Here is a 13,747-nt window from a genome sequence, read left to right as displayed (position 1 = left end):
CCCCCGGCCCCCCGCCGGCCGCGGCGGGCCAGGTCGAGGGCGAGTTCGGCGCGTTCGGACTCGACCTTGTTGTCGGAGCCGTGGCGGCGCTGCCCGGGGCGGACCGGCACCCGGTCCAGGTACGTGGTGTAGCCGACCAGGTCCTCGGCGGCGGCCAGCGCGCCGCGGGACTCGGGGGTGAGCCAGAGCGGGCCGGCGGGACCGGTACCCACCACGACGACCTCGCCGCGCTCGGTGGCCGGCGGGGGTTGGGTGGCCGCGATCCGACTGGGCACCACCGCGACCGAGAAGTACGGGACGGTGTCGGCGTCGATGGCGGCGAGCCGGTCGGTGCGCTCACCGGACATGGTGGCGCGTTCGACGTAGCGGGCCTCTGCGAGCCGGCCGGAGCGTGCCATGGCGCGGCGCACGGTCGGGAAGGTGCGGCCGAGCTTCATGACGACGGCGGAGTCGGTGGCGGCCAGCCGTGCCGTCAGCTCTTCCTCCGGCAGCGTGCCGGGGAGGATCGTCAGCACCTCGTCGGCCTCGGCGAGCGGGGTGCCCAGACGGGCCGCGGCGGCGCTGAGGGAGGTGACGCCGGGGATGACCTCGGTCGGATAGCGGTCGGCCAGCCGCTTGTGCATGTGCTGGTACGAGCCATAGAAGAGCGGATCGCCCTCGGAGATGACGGCGACGGTGCGGCCGGCGTCGAGGTGGGCGGCGAGCCGGGCCGCCGCGACCTCGTAGAACGCGTCCAGCGCGCCCCGGTAGCCGCCGGGGTGGTCGGTCGACTCGGTGGTGACCGGGTAGACCAGCGCTTCCTCGATGTGGTCGGAGCGGATGTGCTTCGCGGCGATGGAGCGCGCGATCGAGCGTCCGTGCCGGGCGCTGTGATACGCCACCACATCCGCCTGGGCGATGACCTCCACCGCCCGTACCGTCATCAGCGACGGGTCGCCGGGGCCGAGGCCGACGCCGTAGAGACGGCCGGTGGATGGCTCCGGGTGCCGCGCCGGCTGCTGCTCCGGCACACCGTTGCGGGCCTGCTGCTCGCTCACGCTCACTCTTCCTCGCTTGCCAGGGCGTTGATCGCGGCTGCGGTCATGGCGCTGCCGCCGCGCCGTCCGCGCACCACGATGTGATCCAGCTTCGACGGATGGTCGATCAGCGCGTCCTTGGACTCGGCCGCGCCGATGAAGCCGACGGGTATACCGATGACGGCGGCGGGGCGGGGCGCCCCTTCCTCGATCATTTCGAGGAACCGGAAGAGGGCGGTGGGGGCGTTGCCGAAGGCGACCACCGCGCCCTCCATCCGGTCCCGCCACAGTTCGAGCGCGGCGGCGCTGCGCGTCGTCCGCATCCGTGCGGCGAGCTCCGGCACGGACGGGTCGGCGAGCGTGCAGAGCACCTCGTTGTCGGCGGGCAGCCGCTTGCGGGTGACGCCGCTGGCGACCATGTTGGCGTCGCAGAGGATCGGTGCACCGGCGTGCAGTGCGGCACGGGCACGCGCCACGACCCCGGAACTGAACGCCAGATCGCGTACGAGGTCGACCATGCCGCAGGCGTGGATCATCCGGACCGCGACCCGGCCGGCGTCGGCGGGCAGCCCGGAGAGATCCGCCTCGGCGCGGATGGTGGCGAAGGACTGGCGGTAGATCTCCGCCCCGTCCTTTTCGTACTCGAACGCGGTCACTGGGGCCTCGGGGTGGTGGGTTGAGGGGTGATGGGGGTGGCGTGGGACGGATCCGGTGCCGGTGACGTTTCACGTGAAACCGGGTTCGGTGTGGCCGAGTCCCGTGAAACGGCGGGCAGTTGGGCTGTTTCACGTGAAACCGGCGCCAGCCCTGCCGATTCCCGTACAGCGGGGGACGGTGCCGGGTCCTCGGGCCGTATGACGGCGGTGCGGTAGCCGTCGGGTGTCGCGACGACATCGACCCAGGTTCCGTGGGGGTGTCCGCAGCGGCGTTCGCAGCCGGACCAGTGGACGGGGAGGTCGCCGCCTCCCGCGGGGCCGGCGGCACCCTCGGCGAGGGCGGCTGTCACGTCGGCGCGGACATCCGTCAGCGACTTGGCGCAGCCGGGGCGGCCGGTACAGGCGCTGAGGCGGTGCCACGGGGAGGCCGGGTCGGTGATCAGCCCGGCGGCGGCGAGTTCGCGGAGGCGCAGTGGCGCGGTCGCGGCCGGCAGGCCGGGAAGGACGATCCCGCGCCAGGGGGTGAGGCGCAGTTCGCCCGTGCCGTCGTCGGCGGCGATGCCGGTCAGCGCCTGCCACTGGGCGACGGTCAGCCGGCCCAGCGGCGCGAGGACGGCAAGCGCCCGGCGTCCGTCGGCGCCATCGACGAGGCCGGGGGCGCGGGAGTCGGCGTACGGCGGGGCGGTGCGCGGACCGGGGGCCTCGGCGGCATCCGCTGCGCCTTCCGAAGATCCCGCGTATGTCACGTAGTCCACGCCTTCAGCGTGTTCCCGGTACTCCACGTGTTCCCGGTACTCCGCGGCGATGCCCGCTGCCCGCAGGGCTCGGGCCACCTCGCGGGCGGTGAGTGCGCGGTCGGCGGGGAGTTCGCGGATCCGCCAGGCGCCGTTGCCGCTCGCCTCGGCGGCGGTCAGAAAGGTCTCGGCGGCGGTGAGCGCGGCACGCGGCACGTCCTCGCCGGCGATCCGCAGCGCCGCCGGATCGTCGCCGACCCGCAGCAGCGCCCCGTACCCGGACGTGGCATCCGCCCCGCGCCCGGAAGCGGCATCCGCCCCGCCCGGTGCGGCGATGCCCGAACCCGCGATTCCCGATCCGGCGGTTCCCGATCCGGCGGTTCCCGATTCTGCGATCAAGGTCACATCGCCGCCCAGCCCCGCCACATCCCCCCGCCCGTCGTCGAGGACGAAGAGAAACCGGCCCGAAAGCCCCGTCGCGGCCGTGCTCGCGCAGAGCAGCGCGTCCAGGTCGCGAGCCCACAACCGCACGTCAGGCGGGGTGCGCCGGCCCAGCCCCGCCAGTGGCGAGGCCACGATGTTGCGGATCCGCTCATGGCGGACGGAGGGGAGCAGACCGGCGCCGGCGAGCAGTTCCGCGAGCTGCCGGCCGCAGCCGTCGGGCAGTCCGCGGAGTTCGGCGTTGCCGCGGGAGGTGAGCGAGAGGTGGCCGTCGCCGAGACGTTCGGCGGCGTCCGCCAGCGCGGTGGCCTGGCGTACCGTCAAGTCCCCTGCGGGCAGCCGGACTCGGGCCAGCTGTCCGTCCGCGGCGGAGTGCAGTCGCAGGGCTCCCGGGCAGGCGTCACCGCGATCCCGTACGGGCGGTTCGGCCCGGTGGGGCGGCGGTGCGGGGGAGGGCGGCATGGCGGCGAGCATACCTACGCCGGGCCGGTCCGGAACCGGGGGCGCAAGGCCCCGGCGAGCGCCCCCGGAGGCGCGCTCCCGCGGCCGGGACGCAGCCCTTACTATGCAGGTCGGCGGGTCGGCTGACCCGCCGGACGCCAGCGACGGCGCCAAGGGAGGAAGCCCGGTGAGAATCCGGCGCGGTCCCGCCACTGTGAACCCGGCCACCGCCGGGTGAGCCAGGAACTCCCGCCGTCCATACGACCACCCGGGGCGCGGATACCCCGAGGAAGGGCTGCGCCGTGATCCTTCTGCTGTCGACCTCCGACACCGACCTGCTCAGCGCCCGTGCCGCCGCGGGTCCCGTGCCGTACCGGCTCGCCAACCCGGCCCGACTCGACGTCGCCGAGCTGCCCGGCCTCCTCGACGGCACCGACCTCGTCGTCGTCCGTCTCCTCGGCGGCATCCGCGCCTGGCAGGACGGGCTCGACCTGCTGCTGGCCGCGGACCAGCACCGCCCGGTCGTCGTCCTCACCGGCGAACAGGCCCCCGACGCCCAGCTCATGGAGGCGTCCACCGTCCCGGTCGGCATCGCGGCCGAGGCGCACGCCTACCTCGCGCACGGCGGTCCGGCCAACCTGGAGCAGCTGGCCCGCTTCCTCAGCGACACCGTGCTGCTCACCGGCCACGGCTTCGAGCCGCCCGCGCCCGCGCCCTCCTGGGGCCCGCTGGAGCGCGCGGCGCGCGACGTCAGCGGCCCGACGGTCGCCGTGCTCTACTACCGCGCCCACCACATGAGCGGCAACACCGCCTTCGTACGGGATCTGTGCGACCACATCGAGCGGGCCGGCGGTCGTCCGCTGCCGCTCTTCGTCGCCTCGCTGCGCGCCCCCGAGCCGGAGCTGATCGAGGAACTGCGCGCGGCCGACGCGATCGTCACCACCGTGCTGGCCGCCGGCGGCGCCAAGCCGGCGGAGGCGTCGGCGGGCGGCGACGACGAGTCCTGGGACGCGGGCGCGCTGGCCGCCCTGGACGTGCCGATCCTCCAGGCGCTGTGCCTGACCGGGTCGCGGGCCGCCTGGGAGGAGAACGACGAGGGGGTGTCCCCGCTCGATGCCGCCTCGCAGATCGCGGTGCCCGAGTTCGACGGGCGGCTGATCACCGTGCCGTTCTCCTTCAAGGAGATCGACGAGGACGGCCTCCCGGCGTACGTCGCCGACCCCGAACGCGCCGCCCGGGTCGCCGGGATCGCCGTCCGGCACGCCCGGCTGCGGCACATCCCGGCCGCCGAGAAGCGCCTGGCGCTGGTGCTGTCCGCGTACCCCACCAAGCACTCCCGGATCGGCAACGCGGTCGGCCTGGACACCCCGGCCAGCGCCGTCGAGCTGCTGCGCCGCCTCCAGGCCGAGGGCTACGACTTCGGCAGCGAGCCGGTCCCCGGCCTCGCGTCCGGCGACGGCGACGAGCTGATCTACGCCCTCATCGAGGCCGGCGGCCACGACCAGGAGTGGCTGACCGAGGAGCAGCTGGCCCGCAACCCGGTCCGGATCCCGGCCGCCGACTACCGCCGCTGGTACGCGACGCTTCCGGAAGAACTCCGCGGCTCCGTCGAGGAGCACTGGGGCCCGCCGCCCGGCGAGATGTTCGTCGACCGCAGCCGTGACCCCGACGGCGACATCGTGCTCGCCGCCCTGCGCCGTGGCAATCTGCTGATCCTCATCCAGCCGCCGCGCGGCTTCGGTGAGAACCCGATCGCGATCTACCACGACCCCGATCTGCCGCCCTCGCACCACTACTTGGCGGCCTACCGCTGGATCGCCACCCCCGCCGCGGACGGCGGCTTCGGCGCCGACGCGATGATGCACCTGGGCAAGCACGGCAACCTGGAGTGGCTGCCCGGCAAGAACGCCGGACTCTCCGCCGCCTGCGGTCCGGACGCGGCGCTCGGCGACCTCCCGCTCGTCTACCCCTTCCTGGTCAACGACCCGGGCGAGGGCACCCAGGCCAAGCGCCGGGTGCACGCCACCCTCGTTGACCACCTCGTCCCGCCGATGGCCCGCGCGGACTCCTACGGCGACATCGCCCGCCTTGAGCAGCTGCTCGACGAGTACGCCGCGATCTCCTCGATGGACCCGGCCAAGCTGCCCGCCATCCGCGCGCAGATCTGGACGCTGATCCAGGCCGCCAAGCTCGACCACGACCTGGGCCTGGACGAACGCCCGGACGACGACGGCTTCGACGACTTCCTGCTGCATGTCGACGGCTGGCTGTGCGAGGTCAAGGACGCCCAGATCCGCGACGGACTGCACGTCCTGGGCGGTGCGCCGACCGGCGAGGCGCGGGTCAACCTCGTCCTCGCCATCCTGCGCGCCCGGCAGATCTGGGGCGGCACCTCGGCGCTGCCCGGACTGCGCGAGGCGCTGGGCCTGGACGAGTCGGCCGCGACCCGGACCGCCGCCGACGACGCCGAGGCGGTGGCCCGCGGGCTCGTCCAGGCGATGGAGGACGCGGAGTGGGACCCGGCCGCGGTGGCGCGGGTCGCCGACGGGCATCCGGCCGGGGTCGCCGACATCCTCGACTTCGCCGCCCGGCAGGTCGTTCCGCGGCTGGCCGCCACCACCGACGAACTCGACCACGCGGTGCACGCCCTCAACGGCGGCTTCGTGCCGGCCGGTCCGTCCGGCTCGCCGCTGCGCGGCCTGGTCAACGTCCTCCCAACGGGCCGCAACTTCTACTCCGTCGACCCCAAGGCCGTGCCGTCGCGCCTCGCCTGGGAGACCGGTCAGGCGCTCGCCGACTCGCTGCTGGCCCGCTACCGCGACGACAACGGCGACTGGCCGGAGTCGGTGGGCCTGTCCCTGTGGGGCACCAGCGCGATGCGCACCTCCGGGGACGATGTGGCGGAGGCGCTGGCGCTGCTCGGCGTCCGCCCCGTGTGGGACGACGCCTCGCGCCGGGTGACCGGCCTGGAGGCCATCCCGCTCGACGAGCTGGGCCGCCCCCGCATCGACGTCACCCTCCGCATCAGCGGCTTCTTCCGGGACGCGTTCCCGCACGTCATCGGCCTGCTCGACGACGCGGTACGGCTCGCCGCCGGCCTCGACGAGCCCGCCGACCGCAACGTCGTCCGGGCCCATGCCCAGGCCGACCTGGCCGTCCACGGCGACGAACGCCGCGCCACCACCCGGATCTTCGGCTCCCGCCCGGGCACGTACGGCGCGGGCCTGCTCCAGCTCATCGACTCCCGCGACTGGCGCACCGACGCCGACCTGGCCGAGGTCTACACGGTCTGGGGCGGCTACGCGTACGGCCGCGGGCTCGAAGGCCGCCCGGCCCGGGACGAGATGGAGACCGCCTACAAGCGCATCGCGGTGGCCGCCAAGAACACCGACACCCGCGAGCACGACATCGCCGACTCCGACGACTACTTCCAGTACCACGGCGGCATGGTCGCCACGGTCAAGGCGCTCAAGGGCAAGGCCCCCGAGGCGTACATCGGCGACTCGACCCGCCCCGAGACGGTCCGCACCAGGACGCTGGTCGAGGAGACCTCCCGGGTCTTCCGCGCCCGGGTCGTCAACCCCCGCTGGATCGAGGCGATGCGCCGCCACGGCTACAAGGGCGCCTTCGAACTCGCCGCGACCGTGGACTACTTGTTCGGCTACGACGCCACGACCGGTGTCGTCGCCGACTGGATGTACGACAAGCTCGCCCAGACCTATGTCCTCGACCCGGAGAACCGCGCCTTCCTCCAGGAGGCCAACCCCTGGGCGCTGCACGGCATCGCCGAACGCCTGCTGGAGGCCGAGTCCCGCGGTATGTGGGAGAAGCCCGACGCGGAGACGCTGGCCGCCCTGCGGGATGCCTTCCTGGAGACCGAGGGCGAGCTGGAGGCAGAGGACTGAGGCGCGAAGTGGCGTGACGGGGGCGGTGTTTCACGTGAAACGCCGCCCCCGCTCTCCTTCGCCGACCACGGTCCAGACCCTCAACTCCGCGGCCACTCCATCCGCTTGGCGCGGTGCAGCCAGGCCGCCAGGACCACCAGGACCGCGGTCGCCCCGCCCAGCGCCATCACGGTCGACGGCGACGTACGGTCCACGACCATCCCGCCGGTCAGCGCGCCGAGCGACAGCGTCGCCTGGAACGAGGCGGTGAACAGCACCGACGCCGCCTCCGGCGCGGCGGGCGCCGCCTTGGCGAACCAGGTCTGCGACGCGACCGGCACCGCGCCGTACGCGATGCCCCAGACGACCAGCAGCACCAGCGCACCCCGTTCCCCGCGGCCCAGGACCGGAAGCAGCAGCGTGGCGAGGGCGAGCAGCCCCGCCGCGGCCCCGAAGACGGTGCGCGGGCAACGCGCCACCATTCCGCCGCCGAGGAAGTTCCCGGCGATTCCCGCGACGCCGTATGCCAGCAGGAAAACGGTGATCGGCCCGGCGGATGCCACGTGGGTGACCTGCTCCAGGAAGGGCGTCACATAGGTGTAGGCGGCGAAGTGCGCGAGCACGACGAGGAAGGTCATCAGCAGCGCGAAACGGGTATGGACGCCGCGCAGCGTGCCGCGTAGCAGCGCCGCGCCGGTGGCCCGTACGGCGGGAAGCGACGGGCTCACCAGGGCCATCAGCACCAGTACGCCGAGCGACAGCGCCCCCACGACGGCACAGGCCGTCCGCCAGCCGGCGAGGTTGCCGAGGAAGGTCCCCGCGGGTACCCCGATCACCGAGCCCAGCGGCACCGCGGAGAAGATCACCGCGGTCGCCCGGCCCGCTGACTCGGCGGGTACCAGCCGCTCGGCCAGTCCGGCCCCGATCGACCAGAAACCCCCGATGACGACGCCGACCAGGACCCGGGACAGCAGCACCAGCCAGTAGGCCGGGGCGACCGCGGCGAGCAGGTTCGCCAGCGTCAGCAGCGCGAGGAAGGCGCACAGCATCAGCCGCCGGTCGATCCGCGCGGTGGCCACCGTCACGGTCGGCGCGGCGCCGGCGGCCAGCAGTCCGGGCAGCGTCATCATCAGCCCGGCCGTGCCGTCCGAGACGCGGAAGTCGGCCGCGATAGCGGTGAGCAGGCCGATCGGCAGGATCTCGGTGGTGACGATGGAGAAGATGCCCAGCATCACCGCGATCACGGCGAGCCAGCCGTTCAGCGGCGAGCGGGCGAGGGCCGCAGGGACTGCCGGTGCGGCTGCGGGGTCGGTGGCGGTTCGGGCGGCGGTCGGCATGGATTCCGTCCTGGTGAGCGGCCTGTTGCGGTGCTCACCAGTCCAGCAGCCGGCCACCCCCGCGGTCTGGCAGCTTTACGACCTCGCGGTGCGGCGCCGCCGCATACGTCGCAGTGCGCCGCCCCATGACCTCGCGGCCCGACGACCTCGCGGCCCGACGACCTCGCCGCCCGACGACCTCGCCGCCCGCCGGCGAAGCGGCCTCAGCCTGCCGCCTTCTCGGCGGTGATCTCCCCGTTCGAGGTGGTCAGGTCGAGCCGGTAGCGGCCCGCCGGGTCCTGGGTGACGCCGATCTTCTTCGCGCCGTTGTCGGTGTCCGCGGACACCCGGTAGCGGGAGTCCGGCACCGTCACCGCGACCGCGCCGTTGGACGTCTTCGCCCGGATGTCCTGCGGCGTCGTCGCGGTCAGGTCGATCCGGCCGTTCGAGGTCTCGACCGCGGTGCGGCTGCCCGCCAGCCCCTTGCCGGTGACCTCGCCGTTCGTCGTCCGGACGTCCACCGCGCCGGACACCTGGTCCAGGTCGACGCTCCCGGAGCTGGTGGACACCTTCACCGCGCCCACCTTGGACAGCTTCAGCGCGCCGTTGGTGGTCTCGCCGCTGACCGGGACCGTGCCGGGCAGATCGACGGTGTAGCTCACCGAGCATTCGTCGCCGCAGCCGCCGAGCACCAGGGTCCCGCCCTCGACGCGGTGACTGGGGCCCTGCGGACGGTCGCCGTGGTAGGTGACCGACCGGTGGACGGAGACCGTGTCGCCGCCCTTGCCGCCGTGCACCGTCACCGCGCCGTCGCGGTTGTCCACCCGCACGGAGGTGATCTTCTGCGACACCGTGGCGTCGTCCGTGAAGTTCTTGCCGGCCACCAGGCTGCACGCGCCGAGGGTGACCGCCCCGATTCCGGCCAGCGCCACGGCCCCGATGAAGCGGACCTGCCTGCGCATGAATTCCCCCCAGTACGAGATGAGTTGGCCGTCCCCGCGGCGCGTCCCCGGGCGCCGGGCCACCGCCCGCCGCGCGGGCCCGCCCCCACCGGATCCCGGCCCTTCCCGCAGCACATTACGGACCCGGCCGCACGGCTCGCCATGGGGCTATCCCCCCAATTGCCCTGTGGTCAGCCTCCAGATGCGGCCGGTGGGTGCCGGTGCGACGCTGTGGGTGAGGACTGTTCCCAGGGGGCGGAGGGAGGCTTCCGGTGACCGGTACGGGGCGTACGAAGACATGGACCGTCGAGATCAGCATCGTCGAATCCGGCAGCGACGTCCGGGCCGAGGCCCGGCTGCGCGGCAGGGAAGGCGGGCAGATGGTCGGCCAGGGAACCGCCAGATGCAATCCGGCGGACGAGAATGTCCCCGCCATCGGGGACGAGCTGTCGACCGCGCGGGCGCTGTCGGATCTCAGCCATCAGCTGCTCAACCGCGCCGCGCACGACATCGAGGTGCACACCGCCCGCCCCGTCGAGCGGCTGCGCGCCTGACGGGCGGCGGTCGCCCGCCGCGGTGCGCTCCGGTCGGCAGGGGCCGGAGCGCAACTGTTCGGCGGCCGTCAGCTGTTGGCCGTGGTGAAGTCCGGCCCGACGGTCAGCGTCACCGCGCCCGGTGACGCCTGCGCCGACTCCGCGGCCTTGGTGCCCGGCAGCCGGGCGGCGAGCACCTCGCCCTGGGCCTTCAGGGAGGCCGGGTAGCTGATGCTCGTCCTGTCCGTGGTCGGGGCGTTGCCGGTGGCGACGACGGTGAAGCCGAGCTTGCGGAGCTCCTCGGCGGCGGTGGCGGCCCGGCCGGGCGTCCCGGTGCCGTTGAGGACCCGGATCCGGACCGAGTGCGCGGTCACCGGGTTCTTCGCGGCCTCGGCGAACCTGGCCTTCCCGGCGGCGCCGATCTCGCGGTCGTGGGCCAGGTCGCCGAACAGCTCGCCGGCCTGCGGGTACTGCCAGAGCACATTGGCCTTGTCGCTGGGGACGTCCGCCTCGCGCGGATAGGTGGGCACGGTGAGGAAGGTGAGCCGGTCGGAGGGGATGTCCTTGACCGTGGAGGCGAGGTCGTACAGGGGCTTTATCCCGGCCAGATCCTTGTCCGTGGTCAGGGACTTGGTCGCCGAGTCCAGGAAGCCGTAGAGAGCGGTCGGGCTGGTGAGCTTGGACTGGGCCTTGGCCGCGAGCGCCTTCATGAACTCCTGCTGGCGGCCGATCCGGCCGAGGTCGGAGCCGTCGCCGACGCTGTAGCGGGTGCGGACGTAGCCGAGCGCCTTCTCGTCCTTGACGGTCTGGCAGCCGGCCGCCATGTCCAGTTGGGCCTTCTTGTCGTGGATGGCGTGCTTGGGGCAGACCTCGATGCCGCCCAGCGCGTCGACCATGCCCTTGAAGCCCTCGAAGTTGACGGAGACGAAGTCGTCGATCCGCAGCCCGGTGTTCTTCTCCAGCGTCTTGATGCTGCACGCCGCGGCCTTGCCGACGTCGCCGCCGAGCCCGCCGATCGAGAACGCCTCATTGATCTTGAAGTGGTGCGGGGACGACTGGCCGTTGCCCTTGTCGCACGCCGGGATCCGCACCCAGGAGTCCCGTGGGAAGGACACCGCGGTGGCCCACTTATGGTTCGCCGCGATGTGCAGCACCATCAGGGTGTCCGACTGCATCGTGGTCAGGCCGCTGCCGTACTTGCCGCCGGTGCCCGCCCGGCTGTCGGAGCCGACGACCAGGATGTTCTTGGAGCCCGGACTGAGGTTGACCGGCCGGTCGCCGCCCAGCGTGCTGCCGACGTCCGCGCCGGTGATGTTGCCGTCCAGGTGCTGGTAGACCCACGCGCCCACCCCGGCCGTACCGAGCAGGACGACGCCGACCACCCCGCCCGTCCAGGCCAGGGCCCGGCCGCGCCGGGTCATCCGGGTCTTCCCGGCCTTGCGGCGCGCGGCGCGGGTGCCGGCGTCCGCGGCGCGCGCACCGTCGTCCGCCGCGCGCCGCCGGGAGCCCCGCCCGCCCCCGTCGCCGGCGCCCCGCCGGGCCGCCTGCCTGTGCGTCTGCCTGTCATGCACGCCGATGGCCCTTCTGGTCTTTCTGGAGCTGGTCTTGCGGTGAGAGAGGGTGCGCGGAAACGGAGCCGCGCGCGCGTCCGGGTAGGGCCGCGGATCGGGAAAGGAGCGTGTATCCGAGAACGGGCGCGGGTACGGGACAGGGCGTGGATTCCGTGGCCGGGGACGGCAGCGGCGGTGATCCGGGGCGGGGCGGATGCCCCTGCGGGCGGCTCAGGTTCCCGTGGTGGGCAGCAGCCGTACGGACTCCGGGTCGTAACGGAGCCACTGCGGGCCGCTGCCGCCGGGCACCGTGCGCAGCAGGCACCACTCGTCGCCCGCGGGGTCCGTCCACCAGGCGCTGATCCGGCCCAACTCCCAGGCTCCGTCCGGATATCGGACCTCGACCGGCTGATAGACCCATCGCACCTCCGCCTCTGGAGGCGGGCTGTCCCCGGTCGGGGGTCCGCACCTCGTCGCCATCTCCCCCTCCGGCCGCGCCCGTTGCGCATGTCCGGCGCAACACTACCGTCAACTTCTACACCGCTGTAGAAGTTGACCGCTGTGCCGCGGATCACAGAACGGTATCCGTCGCGTGGCGCGCTGGAGAGTCCGGGATCAGTCTGCCCTCACCAGGGCGTTGCCGCCTTCAGAACGAGGAACAGCGCTACCGCTGCGTTCAGCGAGGACAGCGCGGAGGCCGCGGTGCCCGCCGCCGCGACCAGCGCGGCCAGCCCCGCCGGGGTCAGCGCCGGCGGCCAGCCGCGCGCCGGCGGCACCGGTCCGAGCAGCGCCGCCACCCGCCGCGGCACCGGCCCCGGCTCCGCGAACTGCGCCAGCCCCGGATACGGCGCGGGCCGTGCGATCAGCGCCGCCTTGCCCACGGCCCGCGCGGTCAGCCGCCGGTCGCCGACCGCGCGCGCGGCCTCCTCGTCCGCCCAGCGCTCGGTGCTGAACGCGACCGCCGAACGCAGCGGCAGCAGCAGCGGGTTGACGCAGCCGGCGAGCCGTACGGCCAGCAGATGGCGGTGGTGCCGGCAGCGCAGATGCGCGCGCTCATGGGCGAAGAGGGCGCGCTGCTCGCCGCCGTCCAGACTGCGCAGCATGCCCCGCGAGACCGCGATCCGGCCGGGCCGGGCGGGCCGCCCCGGCCGCGCGGGAGCGCCGGGCACGGCATAGGCGTACGGAGCGTCGTCCGGCAGCACCGCGGGATCGGCGCCGGCCGGCAGCACGTCCAGCGCGCGGTGGGTCCGGGCCCGGATGCGGCGGTCGCGGCGCAGCGCGCTGCCGACCGCGGTGAGCGCTGCGGCCAGCGCGAGGATCGCCGCGCTGCCGGCGATCTCCGCGTGCGGCACCGCGGACCGCACCTCCGGGTCCGACCAGCCGTCCGGCAGGGGGTTGCCGGGCAGTTGGGCGGTGCCGACGACCACCAGCAGCCCCAGGCAGAGCGTGCTGCACAGGCCGAGGACCGCGGCGAGCAGGGTCAGCAGGCGGGTGGTGACCCGGGGGTGGAGGTGCTGCTCCGCGAGCCGGGCGATCGGCAGCGCGCTGAGCGGCAGCACGAGCGGCAGGAACACGAAGACGCCCACCGGTCAGCCTCCGCGCGCTTCGTCCGATGGGTGCTCGGGCCTCGCTCCGGGGCCGGGGACCGGTTCGTCGCCGTCCGCACCGCCCGCACCGTCCTCGACGCGGTCCAGGAGGCTGCGCAGCAGCTGCTCGTCGTGTGCCGAGAGCGCGGAGACGAAGCTGGTCAGGACGGCGTCCCGGTCCGGTTCGCCGTCCAGCACCCGGCGCATCCGCAGTGCGGCGAGCCCGGCCTCGTCGGCCGCCGGCGTCCAGAGGTACGCCCGGCCGGCCCGCTCGCGGCCGACCGCTCCCTTGGTGTGCAGCCGGGACAGGATCGTCATCACGGTGGTGTACGCGAGGTCGTCGCCGAGCCGCTCCTGGACCCAGGCGGCGGTGACCGGTCCCGGTGCGTGGTGCAGCGCGGCCAGGACCTGGGCCTCCAACTGGCCCTGCCCGCGCCGGGGTCGCTCCCGCCCGGGGTTCTGGCCGAGGGACTTCCCCAAGGGGGTGCCGCCCATCTCGTCGCCTCCCGTCGCACGGGCGTCCCGCCGGCCGGGACACCGGGGCATTTTACGGCGCGGGCCCGTTCCGGCCAGGGCCCGGCTGCCGGCCGGGGAGCGCGGATCGCGGCGGTTGCGCCGCGCGGCGCAGATCCCCGTCACCGACTTCTAC

The 13,747-nt window shown here is 74.0% G+C and carries 11 protein-coding genes and 1 riboswitch; of the genes, 2 read left to right on the top strand and 9 right to left on the bottom strand.

Going from position 1 to position 13,747, the window contains the following annotated elements:
• The 3 genes from RZ84_RS41315 to cobG form a co-directional block, all read right to left on the bottom strand.
• On the bottom strand, positions 1–923 hold a 923-nt coding region (locus tag RZ84_RS41315), incomplete at its 3' end, for a precorrin-2 C(20)-methyltransferase (protein WP_241778069.1).
• Between the two features lie 116 nt (positions 924–1,039).
• Positions 1,040–1,672 (bottom strand): precorrin-8X methylmutase, encoded by a 633-nt coding sequence (locus RZ84_RS17850; RefSeq protein WP_043265132.1) that lies wholly within the window; start codon positions 1,670–1,672, stop codon positions 1,040–1,042.
• A complete protein-coding gene (gene cobG / locus RZ84_RS17845) occupies positions 1,669–3,321 on the bottom strand; it encodes a precorrin-3B synthase (protein ID WP_043265131.1) in 1,653 nt (550 codons plus the stop codon). The genes RZ84_RS17850 and cobG overlap by 4 nt, the downstream gene beginning before the upstream one ends.
• A gap of 84 nt (positions 3,322–3,405) precedes the next feature.
• Positions 3,406–3,558: riboswitch (cobalamin riboswitch) on the top strand.
• Positions 3,559–3,590: 32 nt separating this feature from the next.
• On the opposite strand from cobG, the gene cobN reads away from it, so the two are divergent.
• Positions 3,591–7,193, top strand: coding sequence for a cobaltochelatase subunit CobN (gene cobN / locus RZ84_RS17840; protein ID WP_043265130.1), 3,603 nt, complete (start codon positions 3,591–3,593; stop codon positions 7,191–7,193).
• Between the two features lie 80 nt (positions 7,194–7,273).
• On the opposite strand, the gene RZ84_RS17835 is transcribed toward cobN, so the two are convergent.
• Both RZ84_RS17835 and RZ84_RS17830 read right to left on the bottom strand, forming a co-directional pair.
• Positions 7,274–8,509 carry an MFS transporter gene (locus RZ84_RS17835; RefSeq protein ID WP_078893893.1) on the bottom strand — a complete coding sequence of 412 codons (1,236 nt, stop codon included), beginning with the start codon at positions 8,507–8,509 and terminating at the stop codon, positions 7,274–7,276.
• Between the two features lie 203 nt (positions 8,510–8,712).
• Positions 8,713–9,450, bottom strand: a complete 738-nt coding sequence (locus RZ84_RS17830) for a DUF4097 family beta strand repeat-containing protein (protein WP_043270189.1) — start codon at positions 9,448–9,450, stop codon at positions 8,713–8,715.
• 251 nt (positions 9,451–9,701) lie between these two features.
• Here RZ84_RS17830 and RZ84_RS17825 point away from each other — a divergent pair, with 251 nt between their 5' ends.
• The gene (locus RZ84_RS17825) at positions 9,702–9,983 is read left to right on the top strand and encodes a DUF1876 domain-containing protein (RefSeq protein ID WP_043265129.1); all 282 of its coding nucleotides are present in this window, start codon (positions 9,702–9,704) and stop codon (positions 9,981–9,983) included.
• A gap of 68 nt (positions 9,984–10,051) precedes the next feature.
• On the opposite strand, the gene RZ84_RS17820 is transcribed toward RZ84_RS17825, so the two are convergent.
• From RZ84_RS17820 to RZ84_RS17805, 4 genes are all read right to left on the bottom strand, one after another.
• Positions 10,052–11,383 (bottom strand): LCP family protein, encoded by a 1,332-nt coding sequence (locus RZ84_RS17820; protein ID WP_078893891.1) that lies wholly within the window; start codon positions 11,381–11,383, stop codon positions 10,052–10,054.
• A gap of 360 nt (positions 11,384–11,743) precedes the next feature.
• The gene (locus tag RZ84_RS17815) at positions 11,744–11,938 is read right to left on the bottom strand and encodes a hypothetical protein (RefSeq protein WP_043265128.1); all 195 of its coding nucleotides are present in this window, start codon (positions 11,936–11,938) and stop codon (positions 11,744–11,746) included.
• A 200-nt stretch (positions 11,939–12,138) separates the two neighbouring features.
• On the bottom strand, positions 12,139–13,098 hold the full coding sequence (locus RZ84_RS17810) for a M56 family metallopeptidase (RefSeq protein WP_043265127.1): 960 nt from the start codon (positions 13,096–13,098) through the stop codon (positions 12,139–12,141).
• Between the two features lie 3 nt (positions 13,099–13,101).
• Positions 13,102–13,593 (bottom strand): BlaI/MecI/CopY family transcriptional regulator, encoded by a 492-nt coding sequence (locus RZ84_RS17805; protein ID WP_043265126.1) that lies wholly within the window; start codon positions 13,591–13,593, stop codon positions 13,102–13,104.
• Positions 13,594–13,747: the final 154 nt, after the last annotated feature.

This window comes from Streptomyces sp. CT34, assembly GCF_000805335.1.
Taxonomy (GTDB): Bacteria; Actinomycetota; Actinomycetes; order Streptomycetales; family Streptomycetaceae; genus Streptomyces.
Note: the sequence above shows the minus strand (reverse complement) of the source record. Positions and strands in the feature narration are given on the sequence as shown.